This is a genomic window from Mitsuaria sp. MSU3D (genome assembly GCF_056867975.1).
In genome coordinates this window covers 4,943,641-4,968,380 of record NZ_CP200314.1, presented here as the reverse complement: position 1 = coordinate 4,968,380, position 24,740 = coordinate 4,943,641, and the positions used below count along the sequence as shown (strand labels likewise).

At 71.5% G+C, this 24,740-nt stretch carries 17 protein-coding genes; 10 read left to right on the top strand and 7 right to left on the bottom strand.

Going from position 1 to position 24,740, the window contains the following annotated elements; genetic code table 11:
* The first annotated feature begins 304 nt into the window (after window positions 1-304).
* Complete coding sequence (locus AC1VNM_RS21745; protein WP_483108270.1) at window positions 305-1,732, top strand: aldehyde dehydrogenase family protein; 1,428 nt, start codon at window positions 305-307, stop codon at window positions 1,730-1,732.
* 45 nt (window positions 1,733-1,777) lie between these two features.
* Here the strand turns inward: AC1VNM_RS21745 and AC1VNM_RS21740 are convergent, their stop codons facing one another.
* Window positions 1,778-3,142, bottom strand: a complete 1,365-nt coding sequence (locus tag AC1VNM_RS21740) for an epoxide hydrolase family protein (protein ID WP_483108269.1) — start codon at window positions 3,140-3,142, stop codon at window positions 1,778-1,780.
* Between the two features lie 233 nt (window positions 3,143-3,375).
* Between AC1VNM_RS21740 and AC1VNM_RS21735 the strand changes: the two genes are divergently transcribed.
* The 5 genes from AC1VNM_RS21735 (at window position 3,376) to AC1VNM_RS21715 (ending at window position 12,716) form a co-directional block, all read left to right on the top strand.
* The gene (locus AC1VNM_RS21735; protein WP_483108268.1) at window positions 3,376-8,613 is read left to right on the top strand and encodes a trifunctional serine/threonine-protein kinase/ATP-binding protein/sensor histidine kinase; all 5,238 of its coding nucleotides are present in this window, start codon (window positions 3,376-3,378) and stop codon (window positions 8,611-8,613) included.
* 311 nt (window positions 8,614-8,924) lie between these two features.
* Complete coding sequence (locus tag AC1VNM_RS21730) at window positions 8,925-9,596, top strand: DUF4148 domain-containing protein (RefSeq protein ID WP_483108267.1); 672 nt, start codon at window positions 8,925-8,927, stop codon at window positions 9,594-9,596.
* 82 nt (window positions 9,597-9,678) lie between these two features.
* Window positions 9,679-11,523 (top strand): cytochrome c biogenesis protein DipZ, encoded by a 1,845-nt coding sequence (locus AC1VNM_RS21725; RefSeq protein WP_483108266.1) that lies wholly within the window; start codon window positions 9,679-9,681, stop codon window positions 11,521-11,523.
* Window positions 11,524-11,616: 93 nt separating this feature from the next.
* Entirely contained in the window at window positions 11,617-12,303 is a 687-nt protein-coding gene (locus AC1VNM_RS21720) for a response regulator transcription factor (protein WP_483108265.1), read from the top strand.
* A gap of 8 nt (window positions 12,304-12,311) precedes the next feature.
* Window positions 12,312-12,716 carry a response regulator transcription factor gene (locus AC1VNM_RS21715; protein WP_483108264.1) on the top strand — a complete coding sequence of 135 codons (405 nt, stop codon included), beginning with the start codon at window positions 12,312-12,314 and terminating at the stop codon, window positions 12,714-12,716.
* Window positions 12,717-12,749: 33 nt separating this feature from the next.
* On the opposite strand, the gene AC1VNM_RS21710 is transcribed toward AC1VNM_RS21715, so the two are convergent.
* The 5 genes from AC1VNM_RS21710 to AC1VNM_RS21690 are packed head-to-tail and all read right to left on the bottom strand — an operon-like array spanning window position 12,750 to window position 18,773.
* Complete coding sequence (locus tag AC1VNM_RS21710) at window positions 12,750-14,237, bottom strand: sodium:solute symporter family protein (RefSeq protein ID WP_483108263.1); 1,488 nt, start codon at window positions 14,235-14,237, stop codon at window positions 12,750-12,752.
* A complete protein-coding gene (locus AC1VNM_RS21705; protein ID WP_377159025.1) occupies window positions 14,234-14,449 on the bottom strand; it encodes a DUF3311 domain-containing protein in 216 nt (71 codons plus the stop codon). Before AC1VNM_RS21705 ends, AC1VNM_RS21710 begins: the two co-directional genes overlap by 4 nt.
* A 4-nt stretch (window positions 14,450-14,453) precedes the next feature.
* Complete coding sequence (locus tag AC1VNM_RS21700; RefSeq protein WP_483108262.1) at window positions 14,454-17,219, bottom strand: molybdopterin-dependent oxidoreductase; 2,766 nt, start codon at window positions 17,217-17,219, stop codon at window positions 14,454-14,456.
* The gene (locus tag AC1VNM_RS21695; RefSeq protein WP_483108261.1) at window positions 17,203-18,063 is read right to left on the bottom strand and encodes an FAD binding domain-containing protein; all 861 of its coding nucleotides are present in this window, start codon (window positions 18,061-18,063) and stop codon (window positions 17,203-17,205) included. The genes AC1VNM_RS21700 and AC1VNM_RS21695 overlap by 17 nt, the downstream gene beginning before the upstream one ends.
* 17 nt (window positions 18,064-18,080) lie before the next feature.
* Window positions 18,081-18,773, bottom strand: a complete 693-nt coding sequence (locus AC1VNM_RS21690; RefSeq protein ID WP_483108260.1) for a TetR/AcrR family transcriptional regulator — start codon at window positions 18,771-18,773, stop codon at window positions 18,081-18,083.
* A 239-nt stretch (window positions 18,774-19,012) separates the two neighbouring features.
* On the opposite strand from AC1VNM_RS21690, the gene AC1VNM_RS21685 reads away from it, so the two are divergent.
* The 4 genes from AC1VNM_RS21685 (at window position 19,013) to AC1VNM_RS21670 (ending at window position 21,878) form a co-directional block, all read left to right on the top strand.
* Window positions 19,013-19,810 carry an alpha/beta fold hydrolase gene (locus tag AC1VNM_RS21685; RefSeq protein WP_483108259.1) on the top strand — a complete coding sequence of 266 codons (798 nt, stop codon included), beginning with the start codon at window positions 19,013-19,015 and terminating at the stop codon, window positions 19,808-19,810.
* A gap of 20 nt (window positions 19,811-19,830) precedes the next feature.
* On the top strand, window positions 19,831-20,844 hold the full coding sequence (locus AC1VNM_RS21680) for an alpha/beta fold hydrolase (RefSeq protein ID WP_377159031.1): 1,014 nt from the start codon (window positions 19,831-19,833) through the stop codon (window positions 20,842-20,844).
* Window positions 20,845-20,908: 64 nt separating this feature from the next.
* Entirely contained in the window at window positions 20,909-21,331 is a 423-nt protein-coding gene (locus AC1VNM_RS21675) for an organic hydroperoxide resistance protein (RefSeq protein WP_377159033.1), read from the top strand.
* A gap of 40 nt (window positions 21,332-21,371) precedes the next feature.
* The gene (locus AC1VNM_RS21670; protein WP_377159034.1) at window positions 21,372-21,878 is read left to right on the top strand and encodes a cytochrome P460 family protein; all 507 of its coding nucleotides are present in this window, start codon (window positions 21,372-21,374) and stop codon (window positions 21,876-21,878) included.
* 59 nt (window positions 21,879-21,937) lie between these two features.
* Here AC1VNM_RS21670 and AC1VNM_RS21665 read toward each other — a convergent pair whose 3' ends face one another.
* Complete coding sequence (locus AC1VNM_RS21665; RefSeq protein WP_483108258.1) at window positions 21,938-24,460, bottom strand: PKD domain-containing protein; 2,523 nt, start codon at window positions 24,458-24,460, stop codon at window positions 21,938-21,940.
* Window positions 24,461-24,740 lie beyond the last annotated feature (280 nt).

The window sequence follows — 24,740 nt, the reverse complement described above, 5'->3', positions numbered from 1 at the left end:
GGTCAGCGCCCCGTTGATGTCGAAGATCGCGTGGGCGTCTTCCGGCCGTTGAGCGTGTTGAAGCCGGCGCCGGTCCGCAGGCTTGGCTTGACGCCGATCGACTGGGCCTGGACAGGGCCGTTGCGGCCAGCAGGCCGAGCGACAGGGGATCGCGGACATCGACGCGGCACGAAAGGCAATGGCGTGCATGACGGAGCTCATGTCGTCATCGCGTCGCGGGCGCCCTGGAAACCTTCGTATGGTTACCTGCCGTTGTGGTGCTCCCTACATTGATGGCTTCCCGTATTCCTTGAGGGCATCAGCCATGCTGAACATCGAGCACAGCTACATCGACGGCCGCTTCGTTCCGACCGCGGGGGACGAGATCGTCGAGATCGTGAACCCCGCCAGCGAGGCCGTCATCGGCCGCGCAAGGCTGGCCAACCGCGAGGACGTCCGACGCGCCATCGACGCCGCGGCGAGGGCGCAGCCGACCTTCGCGCGGACCTCGAAGTCCGAGCGCATCGGCATGCTCGAGCGCCTGCAGGCGGCGATGCTGGCCCACGCCGATGCGCTGCGGGAGTCCTCCATCCTCGAGTACGGCGGTCCCTTCTCTCGCTCGCAATGGGTGTCGACCTACGCGGCCGAATGCCTCGGACAAGCGGCGCGCACGCTGGAGCATTACGCCTTCGAACGCCCGGCGGGCGCGGACGGCATCTCGACACTGCGCATGGAACCCGTCGGCGTGGCGGGACTCTTCGCGCCATGGAACGCCGCGGCCGGGACGATGGCGAGCAAGCTGGCCGGCGCGCTGGCCGCCGGCTGCGCCACCGTCGTGAAGCCCAGCGAGCTGAGCCCTTGGCAGGCGCAGGTGATGGCCCAGGCCGTCGACGACGCCGGCCTGCCGCCGGGTGTCGTGAACATCGTGACCGGCCGGGGCGCGGACGTCGGCGCGGCACTCAGCAGCCATCCCGCGGTCACGAAGTTGTCCTTCACCGGCTCGACCCCCACCGGCAAGCTCATCGCGCAGGCCGGCATCGAGGGCCTGAAGCGCGTCAGCCTGGCGCTGACAGGCAAGTCCGCGTCCTTGCTGCTGGATGACGCAAGGCTGGATGTGGCCGTGCCGCTCGCCGTCGCCGCCGCTTTCATGAACAGCGGCCAGGCGTGCGTGGCCGGCACGCGGCTGCTGGTCTCGCGGCACCGGATGGCGGAGGTCGTGGCGCGCGTGCAAGCCGCCGTGGCCGCCCTGCGGGTCGGAGACCCGGGCGATCCGGCAACGGCCGTCGGCCCCATGGTCGGCCGTGCCCACTTCGAGCGCGTCCAGTCCTATATCCACCGCGGAATCCAGCAAGGCGCGACGCTGGTGGTCGGCGGGCCTGGTCGCCCGCCCGGCATCGAGCGCGGCTGGTTCGTGCAGCCCACGGTGTTCGCCGACGTCCGCAACGACATGACCATCGCCCGCGAGGAGATCTTCGGTCCGGTGCTGTCCATCCTGGCGGTGGACGACGAGGACGACGCGGTGTCGGTCGCCAACGACTCGCCGTACGGGCTGCAGGCCTATGTCTTCTCCGACGACATCGCCGCGGCGAGACGCATCGCCGCCCGCCTGCAGGCGGGCACGGTGCTGATCAACCGCGTGGCGCCGGATCTGCTGGCGCCGTTCGGCGGCGTCAAGCAGTCGGGCCTGGGACGGGAATTCGGCGTGACGGGGATGGAGGCCTTCCTGGAGCCCAAGACCATCACCGTCGGCTGAACATCGGGCGGCGAGCCGCCGCCCGGCAGGCGGCGGCCGACAGACTCAGCGCAGCGAACGGAACGCCGCCCGCATCTCCGAGGCGAAGAGTTCCGGCTGCTCCCACGCGGCGAAGTGTCCGCCGCGATCCACTTCATGGAAGTAGGCCAGGGTCGGATACGCCCGTTCGGTCCAGGACCTCGGCGCGCGATAGATCTCGCCGGGGAAGATCGTGACGGCGACCGGCAGGCGGATCTGCGCGGTGCGCTGGTGCTCGGCGCTGAAGTTGTTGTTGTTGTTCTCCCAGTAGAAGCGCGAGGACGACGCACCGGTGTCGCTCAGCCAGTAGAGCGTGATGTCGTCGAGGATCTCGTCCTTGGACAGCACGCGCTCCGGGTGGCCGTCGCTGAAGGTCCATTCGGCGATCTTCTCGAACATGAACGCCGCCAGCGCGGCCGGCGAGTCGCACAGCGCGTAGCCGATGGTCTGGGGCCGCGTGACCATCAGCGCGCCGTACGCCGCGTTGCGCGCGAAGAAGCGGCTCAGGGTCTCGAAGGCGACGCGCTCCGGCGTGGAGAGCCCCGCCGGCGCCGCGTCGCCGGCGTTGATCGGCTTGACGAGTTCCGGAGGCACGGTCGGCGGCATGCTGACGTGGATGCCCGCCAGTCCCGGCACCTGGAGCCGCGCCATCGCGTTGGAGATCACCGAGCCGTGATCGCCGCCTTGCGACACGTAACGTGCATAACCGAGCCGTTCCATCAGCACCGCCCAGGCCCGCCCCACGCGCTCGGGGCCCCAGCCCAACTCCGTCGGCCGACCCGAGAAGCCGTAGCCGGGGATCGACGGAATGACCACGTCGAAGGCGTCCGTCGCCGCGCCGCCGTACGCGGTCGGATCGGTCAGCGGACCGATGCTCTTGACCATCTCCAGGATCGAGCCGGGCCAGCCGTGCGTGATCAGCAGGGGCAGGGCGTTCGGGTGTCGCGACTTCACATGCAGGAAGTGGATGTCCACGCCGTCGATCTGGGTGACGAACTGGGGAAGCGCATTCAGCGAGCGCTCGAGACGACGCCAGTCGTACGGCCCGCCCCAGTAGGCGCAGAGCTTGCGCAGCGTCGCCAGCGGCACGCCTTGCGAGGTGTCACGCACCGTCTCCCGGTCGGGCCAGCGCGTGGTGGCCAGACGCCGCCGCAGGTCGTCCAGCGCCGCCTGCGGGACGGCGATGCGGAACGGCCGGATGCTGGCATCGCCCGCGGCGACCTGCGTGGGTCCGGCGCCGACGGCGCCGCTCCAGGAGGCGCTGGCCGTGGCGCCGTGGCTGGCCTCGGCGGACCGGGTCAGCAGGCTCAGACCGGATGCGCCTGCGATCGCGGAAGCAGCGAGGAAGTGACGTCGGGCGGCATCGGCGCGCGGCGGATTCGAGTCGGACATGTGGGTTCTCCAGAAGAGAGTGGGTCAAGGCGACGCATCACATCAAAACCGGCGCGTGCGGCCCATAGCACCCTCGTTCAGCAGGCTGCAACCAAGGTATGGGCCCCGGGCGCCGCCGCGATGACGCGGCATGCCGACGACCGCGCTCCGACGGGATCCCACCGCCCGGCTTGCGAACGGAGGCGACTGCTCCTATGATCCAGTTTCATGTAGCGTTCCCTACATAAAACAAGATGCCGCCACTCGCAGACCTGCCCTACGAATCCGCCCGCCGCCTCGGCGCGCGGTTGCATCGCGTCTGGCTGGAGGACGGGTCGTCCCGGCTGCTGGCCGGGAGCCGGAACGATTCCGCGGCCCTGCTGTCGCTGCTTCAGCGCGAGTACGCGTTCCGGCATGCGCTGCACGGCGACTGGGCCGTGCAGCCGGAATCGCTCATTCCTAGCGGACAGCGGTCGCTGCTCCTGGGCAGCGATCCCGGCGGCCTGCCGCTGCGTGAGCTGGCCCAGCCCGCCCTGCCGGTGCGCAAGTTCCTGCGGCTGGCCTGCGCGGTCACGACGGCCATCGCCGCGATGCATCGGTCGGGCGTGCTGCACCGAGCGCTCACGCCTGACCGGATCCTGGTGGATGAGCGCCTGCAATGCGCGCACCTCATCGGCTTCGGCATGGCCTCGCGCCTCGGGGGCGACGAGCAGGCTCCCGCGGACGATCCCGTCGAATGGGATGACGCCAGCTTCGACTATCTGGCGCCGGAACTCGGCGCGCGGATGAATGTCCGGGCCGATGTCCGGGCCGACCTGTATGCGCTGGGCGCCATCTTCCATGAGCTGCTCGTCCACGCGCCGCTCTTCGAAGCCCCCGACGCCGCGGCGCGCCTGCATGCGCATGCCACCCGGCGGCCCGCCCTGGCCCATCGCCTGAGGCCCGACGTGCCGATGCAGCTGTCGCGCATCGTCGGCCGCCTGCTCGAGAAATCGCCCGAGCTGCGTTACGCCGATGCGGCGGCGCTGCTGGCCGACCTGACGGCGTGCGAAGAACTGCTGGACGAGCACGGCGGCATCCCGACCTTCCCGCTGAACGCCGGCTCCGCGATGGCGGATTGGGACCACGCGATGCCCGTCCTCGGGCGTGACCATGAACTGCGCCAGCTGCAGGCGCTCTACCAGTGTGTCCGGACCGGCGGGGGCGCGCGCACCGCCTTCGTCCATGGCGACGCGGGCATCGGCAAGTCGCGCTTGCTGCGCGAGCTGGTCGCGCGCCTGGAGGGCGACGGCGCGCCACTGGTTGCCTCGGCGAAGTGCATGTCCACGGGCACCGGCCTGCCGTTCGACGTGATGACGCGCGCGCTGCGGCCCTTGCTGCAGGTCGCGCTCAGCAGCGCCGAGCAGGAGTTCGCGAGGTGGCGCCAGCGCCTGCGCGAGGCCACGCATCCGGTCTCCGCGACGGTGGCCGGCCTGCTTCCCGACCTGCGTCCCCTGCTGGATCTGACCCCCGAGGACGTTGCGCCGTCCCTCGCCGACATGGCGCTGGTCTTCGAACGGGAGCTCGTGCTGCACGCGATGGGCCGCATGATCGCCTGCTTCGCGCGGCCGGAGCGCCCCTTGGTGCTGATGCTGGACGACCTGCAATGGGCCGATGTCGAGACGCTGCGACTGCTGGATCGTCTGCTGGCCGATCATGCCGATGCGGCCCTGCTCGTGCTGGGATCGATCCGGTCCTCGGGCCCGGGCCATCCGCGGCATCCGTCACCCGCGCCCAGCGCGCGCGTCGCGCCGCTGCACCTGGACCTCGCGCCGATCGACAGTGCGTCGACGCGCCGGCTCATCGCCGGCGCCCTGGGGCAGGCCATGTCCGATGCCGCGGCGCTGGCCGATCTGCAGCAGCTGGTGGAGAAGTGGACCGGACGCAACCCGTTCTTCATCCGTCGGCTATTGAACCGTCTGCTCGCCGCCCGCTTGCTGCGGCACGACCCGGTGCGCCGCGCCTGGACCTGGGACCTCCACCGCATCCGCGCGGAGCCCGGTCTGTGCGATGTCGGCGGACTGCTGGCCTTGGACCTCGATGAACTGCCCGGGCCCACGCTGTCGCTGCTGAGGACGCTGGCGGCGCTCGGCGACCGTGTCGCCGGCCCCTTGCTGGCGCTGGCGGGCGGCGTCGCGCCCGAGGCCCTGCCGCCGGCCTTCGCGGCGGCCGCGGAGGCGGGCTTCGTGAGCGCGGACGGCGACGAATGGGCCTTCACCCACGATCACGTCCGTGAAGCCGTGCTGGCGTCGCAGCCTCCGGCGGCGCAAGCGGCGCTGCATCTGTCCATCGCGCGCCGGCTGATGACGGCACCGCCGTCGACCGTGCCGATCTACCTGCTGGCGACGCAGGCCAACCTCGCAGCGCCGTCGCCCGGCCCGCAGGACGAGCGGCGCGCCTTCGCGCTGGTGAACCTCGAGGCGGGCCGGCGTGCCAAGGCCGCGACGGCCCATCAGGCGGCGCTGGACTACTTCCGCCACGCGCTGCGCTGGTTCGACGGCGATCGCGGCGAGGAGGCGCTCCAGGCGGCCCTGCTCTGCGGCGAAGCCGAGTTCATGACCGGCGCGCTGGCCGACGCCGAGGCGCGGCTCGCCGGACTGGCGGACCTGGCCGGCGACGGCGTGTTCGGCGCCGAGCTCGCGCGCCTGCGTGCCGCGCTGTACACCGCCCTGGGGCGCTATGACGACGCCCTCGACGTGGGACTGGGTTTCCTGCGACAGGCGGGTTTCGAGTTGCCGCGGCGCCCAGACGACGCGCAGGTGGAGGCCGAGTACCGCCTGGTGCGCCAATGGATCGACGCGCACGGCATGTCGGGGCTGCGCGATCTGCCGGACGACACCGATCCGCGGCGCCGCGCCATGGTCGACGTCTTCGCGGACCTGCTGCCGCCGGCGCTCTATTCCGACCAGCGCCTGGTCGACCTGATGCTGCTCCGGATGGTGCGGCTGGCCATCGCCAACGGTCATGCGGATGCCTCGGCCAACGGCTACGTCTGCATGATCCAGCTGTTCGGCGCGCGCCATGGCGACTTCGCCACGTCACGCGCGTTCGGCGAGCTGGCCCTGCACCTGGTGAACGAGCGGGGCCTGAGCCGCTACCAGGCGCGGGTCTATCACACGTACGCCACCTTCGTCGTCCCGTGGACGGCGCCGGCGCGCAGCGCGCGCCCGCATTTCGATCGCGCCTTCGAAGTCGCCACGCGCGTCGGCGACCACACGTTCGCGCTGTACTGCGGTCGCAACCGGGCGACCGGCATGCTGTTCGCCGGGGAGTTCCTGGCCGACGTGCGCCAGAGCGTGGAACCCGCGCTGGCCCGGGCGCGCGACGCGGGCTTCAAGCTCGTCGTCGACGCACTGCTGGCGCAGCGGACGCTGCTGAGCGAGCTGCAGGATGGCGACCGGGGCGATCGCGGTGACCGTGGTGAAGGCGGCCACGGCGGCTCGGGCCAGGCCCTGATGGACGAGACGATGGCCGAGCCCGTCGAGTCGGCGGCGCCCACGCTGGTCGACCTTGCCTACTGGGTGTACCGGCTGCAGGTGGGCGTGCTGTTCGGCGATGCGGCCATGGCGCGCCGGGCGCGCCTGCGCGCCGAAGCCTGCCAGGGCGCCGGACGGGCTTTCGCCGAGTACGGTGACCTGCCGTTCTATGGCGCGCTGGCACTGCTCGCGGGCGCGGACGCGCCGGCGCCCGATGAAGACGCTCAGGCGCTGCAACGTCACATGGCAGCCTTGGCCGGATGGTCGACGCACTGTCCGGAGAACTTCGGCGCCCGCTGGGCGCTGGTCCGCGCAGAACAAGCGCGCCGTCAGGGTCGCGGCGCCGACGCGGCCGCGCTCTACGCCGACGCGGTGGCACAGGCTCGACGCCATCAACTCACGCAGGTCGAGGCGCTGGCGGCGGAGCTGGCCGCGGAATTCCATCTGGCGCAGGGCCGCGACATCGAGGGGCGCGCCTATCTGCGACACGCGTTGGCCGCCTGGCAGCGCTGGGGCGCGACGGCCAAGCAGCGCGAGCTCCAGTCGCGCCACGCCGACCTGCTGGAGCCGGAGGCCACGAGTTTCCCGACGACGCGGCTGCACACCCTCGATGTCCAGGCGGTGCTGCGGATCAGCCATGCGCTGGGGGGCGAACTGGTGCCCGAGCGGGTTGTCGACACGACCATGCGCACCGCGCTCGAGAGCGCGGGCGCGGAGTACGGGACGCTGGCGCTGCTGCGCGGCGACGCCTGGCTGGTGCGCGCCACGGCGCGTGTGCAGGCCGGCGCCATCGTGGTCGCGCAGAAACCGGCCCCGCTGTCGAGCGAGGTGCTTCCCGTGTCGGTGGTGTACGCCGTGGCCCGGGCGCAGCAGGCGGCGCAGTTCGACGACGCGCGGGAATCGCAGGCCCTGGCCCAGGATGACTACGTGAAACGTCATCGGCCCCGGTCGCTGCTGTGCGTGCCGATGATGCGCCGCGGTCAGCTGATCGGCGTGCTCTATCTGGAGAACAACCTGGCCCCGCGGGTGTTCACGGCGGCCAAGGCGGAACTGCTGGAGGTGATCGCGTCGCAGGCCGCATTCGCGCTGGAGAACACCCGGCTCTATGAGGAGGCGGTCGACCAGAACCTGCAGCGCGCCGCGGCCGAGGAGCGCCTGCGCGCCGCGCTCACGGAACTCGAGCGGGCCAGCCGGCTGAAGGCGATGGGTGAGCTGGTGGCCTCCATCGTGCACGAGATCGGCCAGCCGCTGAGCGCCATCGACACCTCGGCGAGCGCCGCGGGCCGCTGGCTGGACCGTAGCCAGCCGGAGGTGGGCGAGGCGTTGGCGATGGTCCGTCACGTCGGCCTCAGCGCGCGGCGGGCCAAGAGCATCATTCAGGGCCTGCGGGCGATGACGCGCAAGGTCGAACCGCGACTGGCCGAGGTCGACCTCGGCGATGCCCTGCGCGAATGCGCCACGCTGGTGGGCGGCTCGCTCGCCGAGCTGGGCGTCGCGCTCGACCTCGCCGACACCGGGGCGTCGACGCGGGTGATGGGCGATCGTGTCCAGCTCCAGCAGGTGGCGATCAACCTGTTGATGAACGGCGCGGAGGCCATGCTCGACGTGCCGGCCGACCGGCGTCGCCTCTCGCTGTCCTGGGGGACCGAAGGGGCCGGACGGGTGCAGGTCGTGGTCGAGGACCGGGGCGACGGCATCTCGCCCGAGGCGCTCGGCCAGATCCTGGAGCCGTTCTTCACCACCAAGGCCACGGGCATGGGCATGGGCCTGGCGATCTGCAAGTCCATCGTCGGCGCGCATGGCGGGACGCTGGCCTTTTCGCCGGCGCTGCCGCACGGCACGCGGGTGGTGCTCGATCTTCCGGCCGCCGATGCGCCCGCCGCCCTGCCGGACGACGGGCCGACGGCCTCGCGGATCCTCGGCTCGGCGCCCGCTGCGGTCCGGGTGGACGCGGACACCGGACCGGTGCTCGCCTGAGGCGGCCCGCTTTCCGGCCGGCGACGCGGCCGCCGCCGCCACCGCCGGCATGCCACGCCCTGGCCGCAGGGACGGGGTCGACGGCCCGTTCGCAGGGGGTGGGGGCCGCGGTCGTTTGACGCCGCACAAACCGTCGTAGGGGGCGCGTCATCCCAGGGTCCGATTGGTCGACGCACGTCGCCCTGGTCCGATGGAGGCATCGCGGATCGAGGCCGACGGCCCACGCACCGCGATCCGCCATCCCGGCGGTGGGCCTCGCGTCTGGCGTCGCCCGCGTCGCCGGGGGCCCCTGATGCATGGAGCTTCACATGATGAACCGCACGTCCCCGTTCCCTTCGTCCTCCGGCGCACGGAGCGCCAGCCCGCAGCGTCTGCTGCTCGCCATCACCCTGGGTGGTGCCCTCCTGGCCGGCCTGATGTCCGTCGCGCTGGCCGCGGAACCGTCCTCCGCCGGCATGGGGCCGCTGACCCGCGCCCAGGTCCTGCAGGACCTGAAGGCCTACCAGGACTCCGGCCTGGCCGCCCTGGAGCACGACGATTCCCAATCGCAGGTCGGCACCGAGGCCTGGCGTCAGGCGCGCCGGCGCTACCTCGCGTTGACGCACATGGCGGCCGGCGCCGCCAAGCCGTTGACGCGCCAGGAGGTGCTCGAGGACCTGCGCCACTATGAGGTGTCCGGCCTGGCGGCGGCCGAGCGGCGCGACGGCGAGCAATCCAATGTCTCCGAGGCGCTGCTGCAGGCGCAGGCGCGTTACGACGAGCTCAGCATGATGGGCGACATGAACGACAAGCCGCTCAGTCGCGCGGAGGTGCTTGCCGATCTGCAGGTCTATCGCGAATCGGGCTTGGCCGCGTTCGATCGCAGCGAGGGCGACTTCTCGCGCAGCTCGCCCGATTACGTCGCGGCACGAGCGCGCTACGAGACGCTCAAGCACGGCGATCGCTACCAGACGCTGGTCTCGGCCCTGCGCATGCCGGGCTGAGTCTGACGACCCTGGCGCCGGGCGCGGCCACGCCCGGCACCTCGACCACGTGCTGGCACGTCCGCCCGATCCGGAGCCTCCGATGACCTTCCTGCTGCTTGCTTTCGCCGCCGGCGCCCTGGCGCTGTTGAGCCCCTGCATCCTGCCCGTGCTGCCTTTCGTGCTGACCGGCTCCGGACGACCGCTGCGCCGCGGCGCGCTGCCGTTGCTGCTGGGCATGGCCGGCAGCTTTGCGGTGTTCGCGTCGCTGACGGCGCTCGGCGGCGGCTGGGTGCTGCGATCGAGCGTGCTGGCGCGGGAGTTCGCGCTGGTCTGGCTCGCCGTGGTCGGGATGAGCCTGCTGTTTCCGGGCCTGGCCGAACGTCTGGCCGCGCCGGTCACGCGCTGGTCGGATCGGCTGCTCGCCAGGAAGGCGGGGCCGGCGGGCGGATCGGAAGACGGCAGCGCATGGTCACTCGCGGTCACGGGCATGGCGACCGGCCTGCTGTGGGCCCCCTGCGCGGGTCCCGTGCTGGGTCTGGTGCTGGCGGGTGCCGTGGCCGGCGCGCCGCCGCTGACGACCTTGCTGCGGCTGCTGGCCTTCGGTGCCGGGGCCGCCTGCGTGATGGCGCTCGTGATCGGCGCCGGCCGGCGGCTCGCCCTCGCCGCGCGGCGGACGGCCCAGGTCGTGGCCGCGCTGAGACGGGTGATCGGCGCCCTGGTCCTGCTGTCGGTCGCCGCGGTGGCATCGGGCGGATGGGAACAGGCGCTGACGCGGCTGCCGTCCGTCGCGCTCCAGGCGGCGGAACAGCGTCTGCTCGACGGGTGGAGCCGCGCGCGTTCCGCCGATCCGACCGGGTCGCGCTCGACGGGAGACCTGCTGGTCGAGGACACGTCGGAGGATGACGGCCCGCGGGTCGGCGCCGTGCCCGTGGCCTGGTGGCGCCGGGCACCCGACGCCACGACGACACCGGACGCCGCCGACCTGCCCGACGAAGGCCGCTTCCCAGGCTTCCAGGGCGCCACCGGCTGGCTGTCCGGCGGACCGCTGGACGCGCAGGCCCTGCGCGGCAAGGTGGTCGTCGTCAACTTCTGGACCTACTCCTGCATCAACTGCCTGCGCACGCTGCCGCACGTGCGCGCCTGGGCGCGCCAGTACGCGTCGCAGGGCCTGGTGGCGGTGGGCGTCCACACGCCGGAATTCGCTTTCGAAAAGGACAGCGACAACGTGGCCGCCGCGATGCGACGCCTGCAGATCGACTATCCGGTCGCGCAGGACGACGGCTACCGCGTCTGGCGCGCGTTCGGCAACAGCTACTGGCCGGCGATCTACGTCATCGACGCGAAAGGCCGCATCCGTCACCACCAGTTCGGTGAAGGGGGCGAGGCCCGCACCGAGCAGGTCATCCGGGCGCTGCTGGCCGAGAACGGCGCGGCACCTCCCGCTTCGGACGCCGTGGCCGACACGGGCGGCGTCGGGGCCTCGGCGGACCTGGCGACCTTGCGTTCACCGGAGTCCTACATCGGCTACGCGCAGGCCACCGCGATGGTCTCGCCGGGCGGCGCCGTCCATGACCGTCCCTCGCGCTACCGCATCGGCGATCTGGCGCTGAACGACTGGGGGCTGTCCGGCACCTGGACCGTGGGTCCCGAGTACGCCACCCTGGCCGCGGCCGACGGTGTGATCGCCATGCGCTTCCACGCGCGGGACCTGCACCTGGTGCTGGGCGTGCCGCCCGGCGGCGCGCCCATGAGATTCGTGCTGACCCTCGACGGCGCGCCGCCCGGGGAGGCCCACGGCCTGGACGTCGATGCGCAAGGTCGCGGCGTGGTCAACGCCAGCCGCCTCTACCAGCTGGTCCGCCAGCCGCAGGTGCTGCGCGACCGCCGGGTCGAGATCCGCTTCCTCGACCCCGGCGTGCGGGCCTACGCCTTCACGTTCGGCTGAGCCCCGATCACCCTGCCGACATCCCTTCGTATAGGAGACGCCGACCGGTAGCCTCTGCTACCGTTCGCGCCTGATGCGATCCCGATAGCCACCATGCAGCACGTGTTCTCCCCGACCGCTCGATCGGTCCCCACGCCGGAGGCCGCGTCGCGGACCGATTCGCCCCGCACCGTCTACGTGGTGGATGACGAGCCGCTCATCCGCACGGCGCTGGCTGGGCTGTTGCGCTCGATGGACCTGCAGGTGCGCGACTTCCCGTCGACCGAGGCCTTCCTCGCGGCACCCAAGCCGGCCGGGCCGTCCTGCCTCGTGCTGGATGTGCGCCTGCGCGGCGAAAGCGGCCTGGCGTTCCAGCAATCGCTGGCCGGCCACGGGCTGGGCCATCTGCCGGTCATCATGATGACCGGCCACGGCGACGTGCCCATGACCGTCCGCGCCATGAAGGCCGGCGCGCGCGACTTCATCGAGAAGCCGTTCCGCGACCAGGACATGATCGACGCGGTCGTCGCGGCGCTGGAGGCCGATGCGCGCCGGCTCGCCCTGGACCAGTCGCTGGAGGGGCTGCGCCACTGCTGGACCAGCCTGACCGCGCGCGAACGCGAGGTGCTGGGCCTGGTCGCCACCGGACTCATGAACAAGCAGATCGCGGACCGCATGGGCATCGCCGAGATCACGGCCAAGATCCATCGGGGCCAGGCGATGCGCAAGATGCAGTCCAGGTCGGTCGCGGACCTGGTGCGCAAGATGCAGTCGCTGGGCCTGCTGGACGCGGCCGTCTGAGCACGCGCATGCTGGTCCACCCGGCCCCGATCCCTCCCACGGCGCTCATCGTCATCGTCGACGACGACCCGTTCGTCCGCACCGCCACGAGCAGCCTCGTGCGCGCCTTCGGCTGGCAGGCGCGCGCCTTCGCGTCCGCGCCCGAGTTCTTCGCCGCCGATGTCGCGGGCCGGATGCACTGCCTGGTCTGCGACATCCACATGGATCCGCTCGACGGCATCGGCCTGCTCGCGCAGTTGCAGGCCGAGGGCTGCCATGTGCCCACCGTGTTCATCACGGCGCTGACCTCGGAGTCCGTCCGGCGCCGGGCGCTCCACCAGGGCGCGCTGTGCGTCATCGACAAGCCGATCGACGCCGCGGAGCTGGAGGACTGGGTGCGACGCGCGCTCGAGGAGACGGCCCGCGAAGGATGAGCGCCGGCGCATGCGCCGACGCCGTCGCCCGACTCAGGACGCGGGCAGCCGGTCCGTGTCGGTTCGCGGCCGTGCGCCCGCCGACGACCGCGTCAGCCGGCTCGACGCGAACATCACGGCCGCATTGAGGATCAGGCCGACGAAGCCCGGGTGCAGGTCCTGCAGCCAGGACGGCGCCCACGGCAGCAGATCGCGCAGGGCCACGCCGCCGATGGCGGTGGTGCAGACGAAGCCGACGCCGGTGACGATGCCGGCCATGGCCCCCACGTGATTGGCCGCCGACGGTGCGATCAGCACGGTGAGCAAGGCCGGCGCGAGCTGGGCCACGACGGCGAAACCGATCAGCAGCAGCACGACGATGCTGGCGCCGCCGTTCAGCGTCAACGCCACGGTCACCGCCATCAGCAGCGGCACCGCGACGCGGGACACGCGCATCAGGTGCGCGTCCGAGCTGCCGGGCCGCAGCGGCCGGTAGAGGCTGCGCGCCAGCAGCGTCGAGGCGGAGATCAGCATGATCGAGCCCGGCACGAGGGCCGTCAGCATGCCCGCCGCCCCGATCACGCCGACGAACCAGGGGTCGAAGGCGCGGATGGACAGCGCCAGCAGCGCCAGATCGATCCGTCCTCCGCTCAATCCCGGCACGTTCAGGACAGCGGCATATCCCGCAAACATCGAGAACAGCATCACCAGCGCGTAGAGCGGCATCACCGCCGCGTTGCGGCGGAAGATGCGGGGCGACTTCGCGGTGAAGACGGCGCTGAACGCGTGCGGCCACAGGTACATGCCGATCGCGGACATGGCCACCGTGGAGGCGAACCAGACGGTGTTCCGCCCGGTGTCCGGCAGGGCGAGGAAGCCGGGCCGCGCCGCCTCGATGCGCTCGAACATCGCCCCCAGTCCGCCGTGGAAGTGCGCCGGCAGGTAGAGGCCGAGGAAGACGCAGACCGCGAGCACCAGCACGTCCTTGACCACGGCCGTGACCGCCGATCCGTGCATGCCCGACAGCATCACGTAGGCGGTCATCGCGACCGCCCCTGTGAGGATGGCCAGGGTCGGCGACAACGCGCCGTAGGACGTCACCTGGACGATGAGGCCCAGCCCCTTCATCTGCACGACCAGGTAGGGCACCAGCGCCAGCAGGGCCACCGCGGACACGAGCAGCCCGAGCGCCGGACTGCCGTAGGCCGCGGCGAACACCTCGGGCTGCGTCATCGCGCCGTGCCGCCGCGCCAGCCGCCAGATCGGAGGCAGCAGCCAGTACGACATCACGAAGGCGAGGCAGGTGTAGACCAGGACGTACAGCGCCGCTCCGCCATGTCCGTAGGCGAAGCCGCTGGCGCCGAGGAAGGTGAACGTCGTGTAGAGCTCGCCCGCCATCAGCACGAAGACCAGCACGGTGGAGAAGCCGCGTCCTCCGACGCTCCATTGCGCCAGGTCCATGCGCACGCCTCGCCGTGCCCACAGGCCGGCGCACAACGCGAAGACCAGCGTGAGCAGGATGACGGACAGCGCGGCGTTCATTCCTCCTCCTCCTGCCTGTCTCGCGGTCTGCGGTTGGCCGGATCGAGCCGATACACGCAGGCCATCACGAGCGCGCTGAGCAGCACGCCGCCGATGATCCAGGCCATGAAGAAGGGCAGGCCCAGCACGAAAGGCGTGACGCGGTTGGCGACCGCCAGACCGAGCGCCGCGTGGAGGAAGGGCAGCAGGCCGAGCCAGTGGTGAAGGCGCATCGCGTCAGTCCTTGTCGGTGCCGGGCGGCAGCTGCGATCCGGCGTCCGCCATCGCGCGCAGCACGGCGTCCGGCGTGGCCGGCGCCTCGCGCACGCGGACGCCCGTGGCGTGGTGGATGGCGTTGAGGATCGCGGCGGCGGTCGGCACCAGCGCCGGCTCGCCGATCCCCTTGGCCCCGTATGGGCCCAGCGCCGTGGGCGCCTCGATGAAGAGGGTCTCCACCTCCGGCACGTCGCGGACCGTCGGGATGAGGTAGTCGTGCAGGTTGTTCCCCGAACCGGGCTCGTAGCGCTCCATCAGCGCCATGCCCACCCCTTGGGCGATCGCGCCTTCGACCTGGCCCTGCAGCAGGGTGGGATTCACCATGCGGCCCACGTCGTGGGCCGCGACGACGCGTCGCACCCGCACGCGTCCGGTGTCGAGATCGACGACGACCTCCGCCATCTGCGCCCCGAACGCGTAGGCCGCATAGGGCCGGCCCTGGCCGTCGTGGTCGAGCGTGGTGGTGGGCGGGTCGAAGCGCTCCTCGCTCTTCACTGCATAGCCCTGCGCGTCGACCGGCAGTTCGGAGAGCACGAGTCGCACGCCGGCGACCTCCACCCCGCCGTCGCCGAAACGCACCGGCGCGGCCTCGTCCGCACCCGCCATGCGGCGGAGCTTGCCCAGCAGCGCCTGTCCGGCGAGGAAGGCGGCTCGCCCGGTGACGAAGGTCTGGCGCGAGGCCGACGTGCGGCCGCAGTCCGGCGTCAGGTGGGTATCGGCGCCGACGATGTGCAGCCGGGCCAGCGGGATGCCGAGCGCATCGGCGGCGATCTGGGGGATGACCGTGTTGGCGCCCTGACCCGCATCCACGGCCCCTTGGTGCAGCACCAGCGTGCCGTCGGGCCGCAGACCGATGCGGACGGTCGAGGGGTTCGGCAGCGCGGTGTTGCCGCACCCGTAGAAGAACGCGGCGAGGCCCACGCCCCGCCGTTCCCGCGGTCCGGTGTCGCCGGTGCGCGCGCGCGCGGCCCGCCAATGGGGTCGCAGGGCCTCCAGGCAGGCGACCAGGCCCACGCTGTCGTCCAGCACCTGTCCGGTCGGCAAGGTATCGCCGGGACGCAGCGCATTGAGCATCCGGAACTCCAGCGGGTCCCAACCCCCGCGCACGGCCAGCTCGTCGATGAGCTGTTCCTGCGACATGGTCGTCTGCGGCACGCCGAAGCCCCGGAAGGCGCCGGCGGGCGTGACATGGGTGTGGCGCGCGCGGGCCCGGGCGCGGTAGTGGGGGATGCGGTACGGTCCGCCGGCATGCACCGGCACGCGATTGGCCACGGCCGTGCCCCAGGACGCGTAGGCGCCGGTGTTGTAGTCGCCCTCGAAGCTCACCGCCAGCAGCCGGCCCTGCGCATCGGCAGCCATGCTGGACGCGATGCGCGCGGGATGGCGCTTGGTCGACGTGGCCATCGATTCCTCCCGCGTGTACACGAGCGCCACCGGCCGATCCATGTGCCAGGCCGCGACGGCGAGCAGCGGCTGCACCGTCATGTCGAGCTTCCCGCCGAAGCCGCCGCCGACCGCCGTCGGCACGACACGCACCCGGTCCGGAGCGATGCCGAGGACGCGCGCCAGATCCTCGCGATGCGGATGCGGCGCCTGCGTCGGCGAGTGGATCTCCATGCCGTCTCCCGTGCGGCGCGCCCATCCGGCTTCGGGTTCCAGATAGGCGTGCTCGACGAAGCTCGATTCGAAGCGGCCCGCCACGACCAGCGGCGCGTCGCGCAGGGCGGCTTCCACATCGCCGCGCTGGACCTTGCCCTCGATGAGCAGGTTGCCCGGACGATGCGCATGGAGCAGGGGACTGTCGGCGCGGGCCGCCACGTCCACGTCGGCCAGGGCGGGTCTCGGGGTCCACGTGATGGGGAAGGACGCCAGATCCAGGGCCGCCACGGCGTCCGCCTCGCCCACGATCAGGGCCACGGCCTCCAGGTGATGGCGCGCCTCGCCGTCGGGCAGCACCGGCTGGTCGGCATAGGGCGCGGCCACGCCATGCACGTTCCTGCCCGGCACGTCGACATGGGTGAGCACCCGCAGCACGCCGGGGTGGGCCTGGACGAAGGCCTGCAGATCGCCGAAGACGAAGCCCGCGCGCGGATGCGGGCAGCGCACGGCGCGCAGGTGGAGGCTGTCCACCGGAATGCCGTCGGCGCCGAAGCGATCCGTTCCCGTCACCTTGGCGGCGCCATCCAGCCGCGTCAACGGACGGCCGACGGCGAGGCCGTCGTCCGGCAGGGTGAGCGGGCGCGGCGCGGCGTCGGTGGCCACGTCCAGCACCGCGTCGACGATCTTGCGATAGCCGGTGCAGCGGCACAGCACGCCGTCCAGCGCCGCCTCGGCATCGGCCCGATCGCGCACGCGTCCGGCGTCGATCGCCGCGCTGGCCGACATCAACATGCCGGGGATGCAGAACCCGCACTGCACCGCCTGATGGGCCAGCATGGACTGCTGCAGGTGCCGACCGCAGGCGCTGCCCGCGGCAAGCCCCTCCACGGTGAGCACCCGGCGGGCTCGCAGCTGGGCCACGGGCGTGATGCAGGCATAGCGCGGTTCGCCGTCGACGACGATGGTGCAACTGCCGCAGTCGCCCTGGCCGCAGCCGACTTTCGTGCCGGTCAGTCCCAGGCGTTCGCGCAGGAAGTGCGTGGCCGGCCGCGAGAGGTCGTCGGGCAGCGGATGTCGCTCGCCGTTGACCTCGACCCAGCCGGGCATGGCGTCAGCGGCGGCCGTCATCGGGTGCCTCACAACGCGCGCAAGCGCGCTCCACGGCGACGCGCGCCCAGTGGCGGCGCAGCGCGGCCGAGCCGCGACGGTCATCGATCGGCGACAGCTCCGGCATCGGCGTCTCGGCGATCAGGTGACCGACCGCCTCCCGGGGCACCCCCTCCAGCCGTGACTCGAGCGTGCGCAGGCGCACGGCGACCTCCGATGCGCCCCCCACGGCGATGGCCGCGTGGGCGAGCGTGCGGTCGTCGCGCCAGCGCAGGCGCACCGCGGCGGCAACCACCGCGATGGCCGAGGCCTCGCGCTGTGCGAGCTTGATGAAGGCGGTCCGTTCGTCGGGTCGTTGCGACTCGACCAGGACCGCGACGAGCAGTTCCTCCGGCAGCAGCGCCGTGCGCTGCCGGCCGAGCACGAACTCGGACAACGGCAGCTGGCGCTCGCCGCGCTGGCCGCGGAGCGTGACGCGCGCATCGAGCACCAGCAATGCCGGCATGCCGTCGGCGGCCGGCGACGCATGGCACAGGTTGCCGCCCAGGCTGCCCCGCACCCGGATCTGCCGTGATCCGACGGTGTGCGCGGCCTCGCGCAACACCGTGGGCACATGCTCGCACTGGTCGATCTGGTCCCAGGTGACGGCCGCGCCGATCCGCAGCGCCGATCCGCAGGGCGCGATGCCCTGCAGGGCGTCGACGGCGCTGACGTCCAGCCACGCCACCCGGGAGGGTGATGCGGTGGCGTCAGCGTAAGCGTCGGTCGCGCCGCAGACGATGCGGCGCGGCCCGCGTTGCAGCGCGGCCAGTGCGTCGTCGAGGGAATTCGCGCAGAGGTAGTTCATCGGGAGCGGCCGTGGCACGGCGTGTCGACGGCATCCTACAGGCCGGGCGTCCGGCTGCCCTCGTCGGCCTGCGCGCGCACCACGCGCAGCACGCTGTCGACGACGAAGTCCGCCCATTCCTCGATCGCGCCGGGACGCTCCAGCGATTCGCCCAGGAAGGCGGAAATGGTGAAGCGGTTGGAGGTGAAGAAATAGGCGGTGGAGACGATCAGCAGGTAGATGTCGCGCGGCCGCAATCCGGGCCGGAAGCGGCCCTGGGCCACGCCCCGCTCGAGGATCCCCGCGATCAGGTCGACCGCATTGGAAGAGAACTGCGTCGCCTTCTGAGACTTCGCCACATGCCGGCCCTTGTGAAGGTTTTCGGTGTTGAGCAAGGTGACGAACTCCGGATGACGACGGTAGTAGGCCACCTTGAACCGGATCAGCGCCGTGAGCGCCTCGACCGCGTCGGGCAGGACGGGGGCGGCCTTGGCCTCCGCTTCATCCATGCGCTGATAGATGCCCTCCAGCACCGCGATGAACAGCCCCTCCTTGCTGCCGAAGTAGTAATAGATCATCCGATCGTGCGACTTCGCGAGGCTGGAAATCTTCTCGATGCTGCCGCCGTCGTAGCCGTAGCGCGCAAATATCCGCGTCGCCGCCTTGAGGATGCTGTCGCGCGTCGCCTGGGCCGACGCCTCCCGCACGCCCGTGCCGCGGACCGTCTTCGTCTTGCTGGTGTGTGCCATGGGATCCGATGTAGCAGTTACTACATTTGCTGCGCGAGGCACGCATCATAAGGGCCGCCGGGAAGACCGGGTCCGACGGCGCGCCATCGGGAGATGGGCGCCGGACAGGGGACCAAACGAAGGTATGAGCCCGCGCTCCGCTCGTTCAATACCCGCCGTGGCGGACCGCTGCTCTGATAGGCCCCGAGGCGCTGGAAGCCCAGCTTCCGCGCCGATCCCCCACTCACGCAGAGGCCCTCATGACCCGCTTCATCATCCGCCCGTTCGCCGCCTTCGCACTGATCGCCGCCGCGATCGCCGCGCCCGCCTTCGCCACCGACGCCCTGTCGGACAAGCCCACCATCGTGCTGGTGCACGGCGCGTTCGCCGATGCCTCGAGCTGGAACGGCGTGGCCGCCGAATTGCGCGACAAGGGCTACCCGGTGGTGGCTGTCGCCAACCCGCTGCGCTCCGTGTCCGGCGACGCGCGCTACACCGCCAGCCTGATCGACCGCATCCCCGGCCCGATGGTGCTGGTGGGCCATTCCTACGGCGGCTCCGTCATCAGCGGTGCCGCCGAGGGCCAGGCGCGCGTCAAGGCCCTGGTCTACGTGTCCGCCTTCGCGCCGGAGCGAGGCGAGTCGGTGGCCGAGCTCGCCGGCAAGTTCCCCGGCAGCACGCTCGGCGATTCGCTCGCGGCACCGGTGCCGCTGCCCGAAGGCGGCAGCGACCTCTACATCGACCAGCAGAAGTTTGCCGCCCAGTTCGCGGCCGATGTGAAGCCCGCGCAGGCCCGCCTGATGGCGATCGGACAGCGGCCGGTGGCCGAGGCGGCGCTGTCGGAGCACAGCCAGGGCACCGCCTGGAAGTCGCTGCCGGTGTATTTCATCTACGGCGCCAAGGACAAGAACATCCCGCCCGCGGCGATGGCCTGGATGGCTGAGCGCGCCCATGCGCGCAGCACGGTCGTCATCCCCGGCGCGTCCCACGTCCCGCAGGTCAGCCACCCGCACGAGGTCGCGGCGCTGATCGACACCGCCGCCCGCGCGGCCCGATGAACCCTCTCAAGGAGACTGCCATGTCCAACGAGACTTCCCGTCGCGATTTCCTCGCCCAGGCCACGGTCGCCGGCGCCGGCCTGGCGTTGTCCGGCCTCTCCCGCGCGTTGCCGGCCGCGTCCGCGTCCGCGAGCACGGGCTTCGGCCCGCTGCGCCAGATCGATGCCGGCGCGCTGAATGTCGGCTACGTCGATATCGGCCCGCGCGACGGCCAGCCGGTCATGCTCTTCCACGGCTGGCCCTATGACATCCACTGCTACGAGGAAGTGGCCCCGCTGCTGGCCGCCAAGGGCCTGCGCGTGATCGTGCCCCACCTGCGCGGCTACGGCACGACCCGCTTCCTGTCGGACGCGACCCTGCGCAGCGGACAGCAGACGGCGCTGGCCGCGGACGCGATCGCGTTGATGGATGCGCTGGGCATCCGCAAGGCCGTCGTGGCGGGCTGCGACTGGGGCGCGCGCAATGCCTGCGTGATGGCCGCCCTGTGGCCGGAGCGGTGCCAGGCGCTGGTGTCGGTGAGCGGATTCCTGGTGCTCGACCGCGCCACGGCACTCACGCCGCTGGCGCCGGCCGATGAACTCACCTGGTGGTACCAGTATTACTTCGCCACGGAGCGTGGCCGCATCGGCTACCAGACCAACCTCAAGGCGTTCGCCAAGCTGATCTGGCGTCAGGCCTCGCCGCAATGGCGCTTCGACGATGCCACGTTCGAACGTTGCGCACAGAGCCTCGTGAACCCCGACCAGGTGGCGCTGGTGGTCCACAACTACCGCTGGCGCATCGGCGCCGCGGAAGGCGATCCGCAGTACGACGCGCTCGAGCGCCAGCTCTCCCAGGTCAAGACCGTGGCGCTGCCGGCCATCACGCTGGAAGGCGACGCCAACGGTGCGCCGCATCCGCCGCCGGCCGCCTACGCCTCGCGCTTCACCGGCCGCTATGAACACCGCAACCTGACCGGCGGCATCGGCCACAACCTGCCGCAGGAAGCGCCCGCCGAATTCGCCCGCGCCGTCCTCGACGCGAGCCGGTGGTGAGGCGCCTCTTCCGCCCGTCGACGTACCGCGTGCGTCGCTTCATTCTCGACAACAAGGCCTCTTCATGACCCGCATCATCGACAACGTCCTCTACACCGCCGAAACCCGCACGACGGGCGGCCGCGAGGGCCACGGCACCTCCAGCGACGGCGCGCTCGACGTGCGTCTCAGCACGCCCGGCGGCACGGGCACCGGCACCAATCCCGAGCAGCTCTTCGCCGTGGGCTATTCAGCCTGCTTCATGGGCGCGATGCGCCGGGTCAAGGCGACCCCGCCGATCCGTGTGCCCGACGACGCGTCGATCCGGGCGCAGGTCTCGCTCGGCACGACCGCCGACGGCGGCTTCGCATTGGCGGTGAAGCTGCATGTGGAACTGCCCGGACTCGACGAGGCGCAGAAGTGGGCCCTGGTCGACGGCGCTCATCAGCTCTGCCCCTACTCGCATGCGACGCGGGGAAACATCGAGGTGGCGTTCAGCGTCGCGTGATCGCAGGCTCGTCGCTGCTCAACCTGGCAGGAAGTGACCCATGAATTCGAACCGCATTGCATCGGCGCTCGTCCTGGCGCTGTTCGCCGCCACATCGACGACCTCGTCGGCCGAAGAGGCCGCTCCGAAGCCGGCGTCGCCCCTCTATGGCGTGGTGGTGCCCGAGGACTATCGCCATTGGCAACTGGTCGGCGTCGCCACGGAGGATGCGCCGCTGGACGAGCTGCGCGCGGTGGTGGGCAACCGCATCGCCATCGACGCCTATCGCCTGGGCCAGTTGCCCTTCCCCGATGGCGCCATGCTGGTCAAGCTGGCATGGAAACGTCAACGGTCGACCGAGTTCCCCGCAGCGACGGTGCCCGGACAACCGACCACGGTCCAGGTCATGGTCAAGGATTCGAAGCGCTATGCCGACAGCGGCGGATGGGGGTACGGGCGATTCGTCGACGGCCAACCCGTCGACAAGGCCCAGCATCAAACCTGTTTCGCCTGCCACAACGCGCTGGTGAAGGCGCGGGACGACGTGTTCACGAAGTTCGCGCCTTGAGACCTACGATCTGATCGCCGTCCGGCTCAGCGGCGGCATGCTCGCCCTCGGCTCGCCGCTCAAGGCGCCTTGACCGGCAGGTCGCTGATGCGCCAGAAGCTGGTCCAGGCACTGCTCGACAGGAACAGCGTGCCGTCGGCCGCGAAGGCCATGTTCTGCACATGGCCCAAGGGAAGTTGGTACGGATCCTGGCCGTGGAAGGCCGTGTACTGGATGTCGCGCACCGCGACGATCGCGCGCACGCTGCCGTCCGCTTCCAGCCGGCGCAGCATGCGCCCTCGCGGCCCATAGTCCAGCAGCCACAGACTGCCGTCCGGATGGACCGCGGCGGCCTCGTTGTTCGTCTCGTACCAGTCCGGCGGCGTCGTCGCCGAATCGACGGGCCGGCCAGTCAGCAAGGTCATGGCGCCGTCCGCGGCCACGCGGTAGAAGGCGCCGCCGCCCTGCGTGACGATCGGCCGGTCGTCGCGTCCCACCAGCACCCGGTAGAGCGGATACGGTGCGCGCAGCACCGTCGTCGTCCGGCCGTCGGGCGTGACCTTGGCCAGCCGCGATCCGGTGACGAGGTAGGCGTTGCCCTGGCTGTCGGACGCCATCTGGACGACGTAGTTGAAGCGCGAGCTGGACGCGTCGCCGTCGGCGTCGCCCTGCTGGGTCGGATGGCCCGCGAGCGTCGTGATGCTGCCGTCGGCCGCGCGCAGCCGGACCGCGCCGCCGTCCAGGAAGAGCAGCCCGCCCGCAGGCGCCGGCGCGACCAGGCGCGCCGCGTAGACCTTGGCCCAGCCTTGGATGCCGTCGCGGCTCGTGCCCTCGGCGCGCGCCAGGGTCGAGATGTGCTGCCCCGGCATCACCAGCACTTTCAGGTCGCCGCCAGAGCCGCCGTAGCCCGCGTTGCCGGCGAAGACCAGTGAGCCGTCGGCCAGCACGACCGGCGTGCTGCTGCTGCCGAAGTTGGCCGCCGGGTCGCCGCCCTGCGCCGGGAAGAATCGATTGCCGCGCACGTCGATGCCGGCGAGCTCCTCGGTCGAGCCGTCCGGACGCAGACGATAGACCATGCCGCTGGTCCACTCCGCCACGATGTAGTTGGCGCCATCCACCAGGAACCGGAAGGAATTGGAGGTGCCGAGCTGGCGGGTCGACTGCACGGTGCCGTCGTCGCCGATCCGCGCGATCTGCAGCGACATGAAGGGCTTGGCGTAGACCACCGCCACCGAGCCGTCGGTGCCCGCGGCCAGCCCGTACGGACCCGAGGGGGCGGAGCATCCGCCGTTCGGCAGTGTCCACAGGGTCTTGATGCTGCCGTCGGTCTCGCGGCGCCGCAGGACCGAGCAGTCGTCGATGAGCCAGATGCGGCCGCGATCGTCGGCCGTCATTGCGCCGATGTTGGCGAAGCGCGCGTCGACTGCGGAACCGTCGCGTATCGTCTTCTCGGCCGCGTTGCCGGTCAGGGTCTCGAAGCGGCCGTCGCGCACGCGGCGCAGCACCGCCTGTTCGGCGAAGTACAGGTCATTGCCGCTCGCCGCGATCGCCACGGCCCCCGACGTGGACGCCGCGCCGATCGGGCCGTCCTTGGAGGCGCCGTTGCGGGCCAGCGTCCGCACCTCGCCGTCGGTGCCGATCGAGCGCAGCGCGAAGGCATCCCGCACGAAGACGGTCCCGCCCGAGCCCGCCGCGATCTCCTGGATGCCGCCGAAGCGTGCCTCGCCGCCGCGGCCGTCGCGCAAGCCCCCGATGTCAGGCGCGCCGGCCAGCGTGCCCACCACGCCGTTGGTGGACAGGGTCCGCACGGTCTTCTCGCTCTGGCCCGCCAGGACCAGCGTGCCGTCGGGCAGACGGGCCAGCGACATGCTGCTGGGCAACTGCGCGTTGGGGCCGCCGTCGACGGCGTTCCATCCGCCCAGCGTCGTCAGCAGCGGATAGGCGTTGACCGGGCTGATGTCGACGCTGCTGGTCGCCGGGAACTCCCGGCCCTGGCGGTCGCGGACCTTGAGCGAGATCGTGTAGCGGCCCGCCTGGGCGTAGGCGTGCGTGGCCGCGGGACGGTCGGAGGTCGCGCCGTCGCCGAAGTCCCAGGCATAGGTGTAGGTGTCATGCGGACCGAGGTCCATGTCGTCGAAGGGCGAGTTGCCCAGGCCGGCCGCGAAGCGGATCACCGCGCCGGGCATCAGGGCCAGGTCGCGCGGCGCCGTCGATTCGATGCTCACGGTGGGCTTGCCGGGCAGCACCGACAGCGTCCTGGTCACCGACCTGGTGTCGCCGCGCGAGCCGGTCACGGTGACGCGCACGGTGTATTCGCCGCGCTTGTAGCGGTGCTGGGTGCTGCCGGTGAGGGTGGTCGCCGTCGCGCCGTCGCCGAACTCCCAGGCGTAGCTCTGCGCCTGACCCGTGCCAGCCACGGTCAGCGTCATGAAGCCGTCCTCGGTGTTGCTCGCCGGCGGCCAGCTCAACGTGTGCTCGCCCAGTGCCGCGGACTCGGTATTCGGTCCGTCGCTCCCGCCCCCGCCTCCGCCTCCGCAGGCGATCAGCGCCGCGCAGGCGCACAGGGACAATGCCGCCCGCAGGCGGATCAGAAGGACCGTCATGAAAGAACTCCCTGGAAGCCGCGCAGGGCCCTGAATGCCGCGCGCGGCATCCGGGCCTGTCACCCGCGCTCCGGAATCGGAGCCTGCGGGCCGGCGGCGAAATGATTGGCGCGCATCTTACGGACGCCATCGCCGCGGTTGCGACCGCGCCTTGACACCCCCCGGGATCAGGGGGCCGTCGCCTCAAGCCCTCACGACATCAGCCGCGCCACCCCGGCGCAGGCCAGCCGGTCCAGCTCCCGCGGACCGGCCTCCTGGACGATGACCAGCACCGCGATGC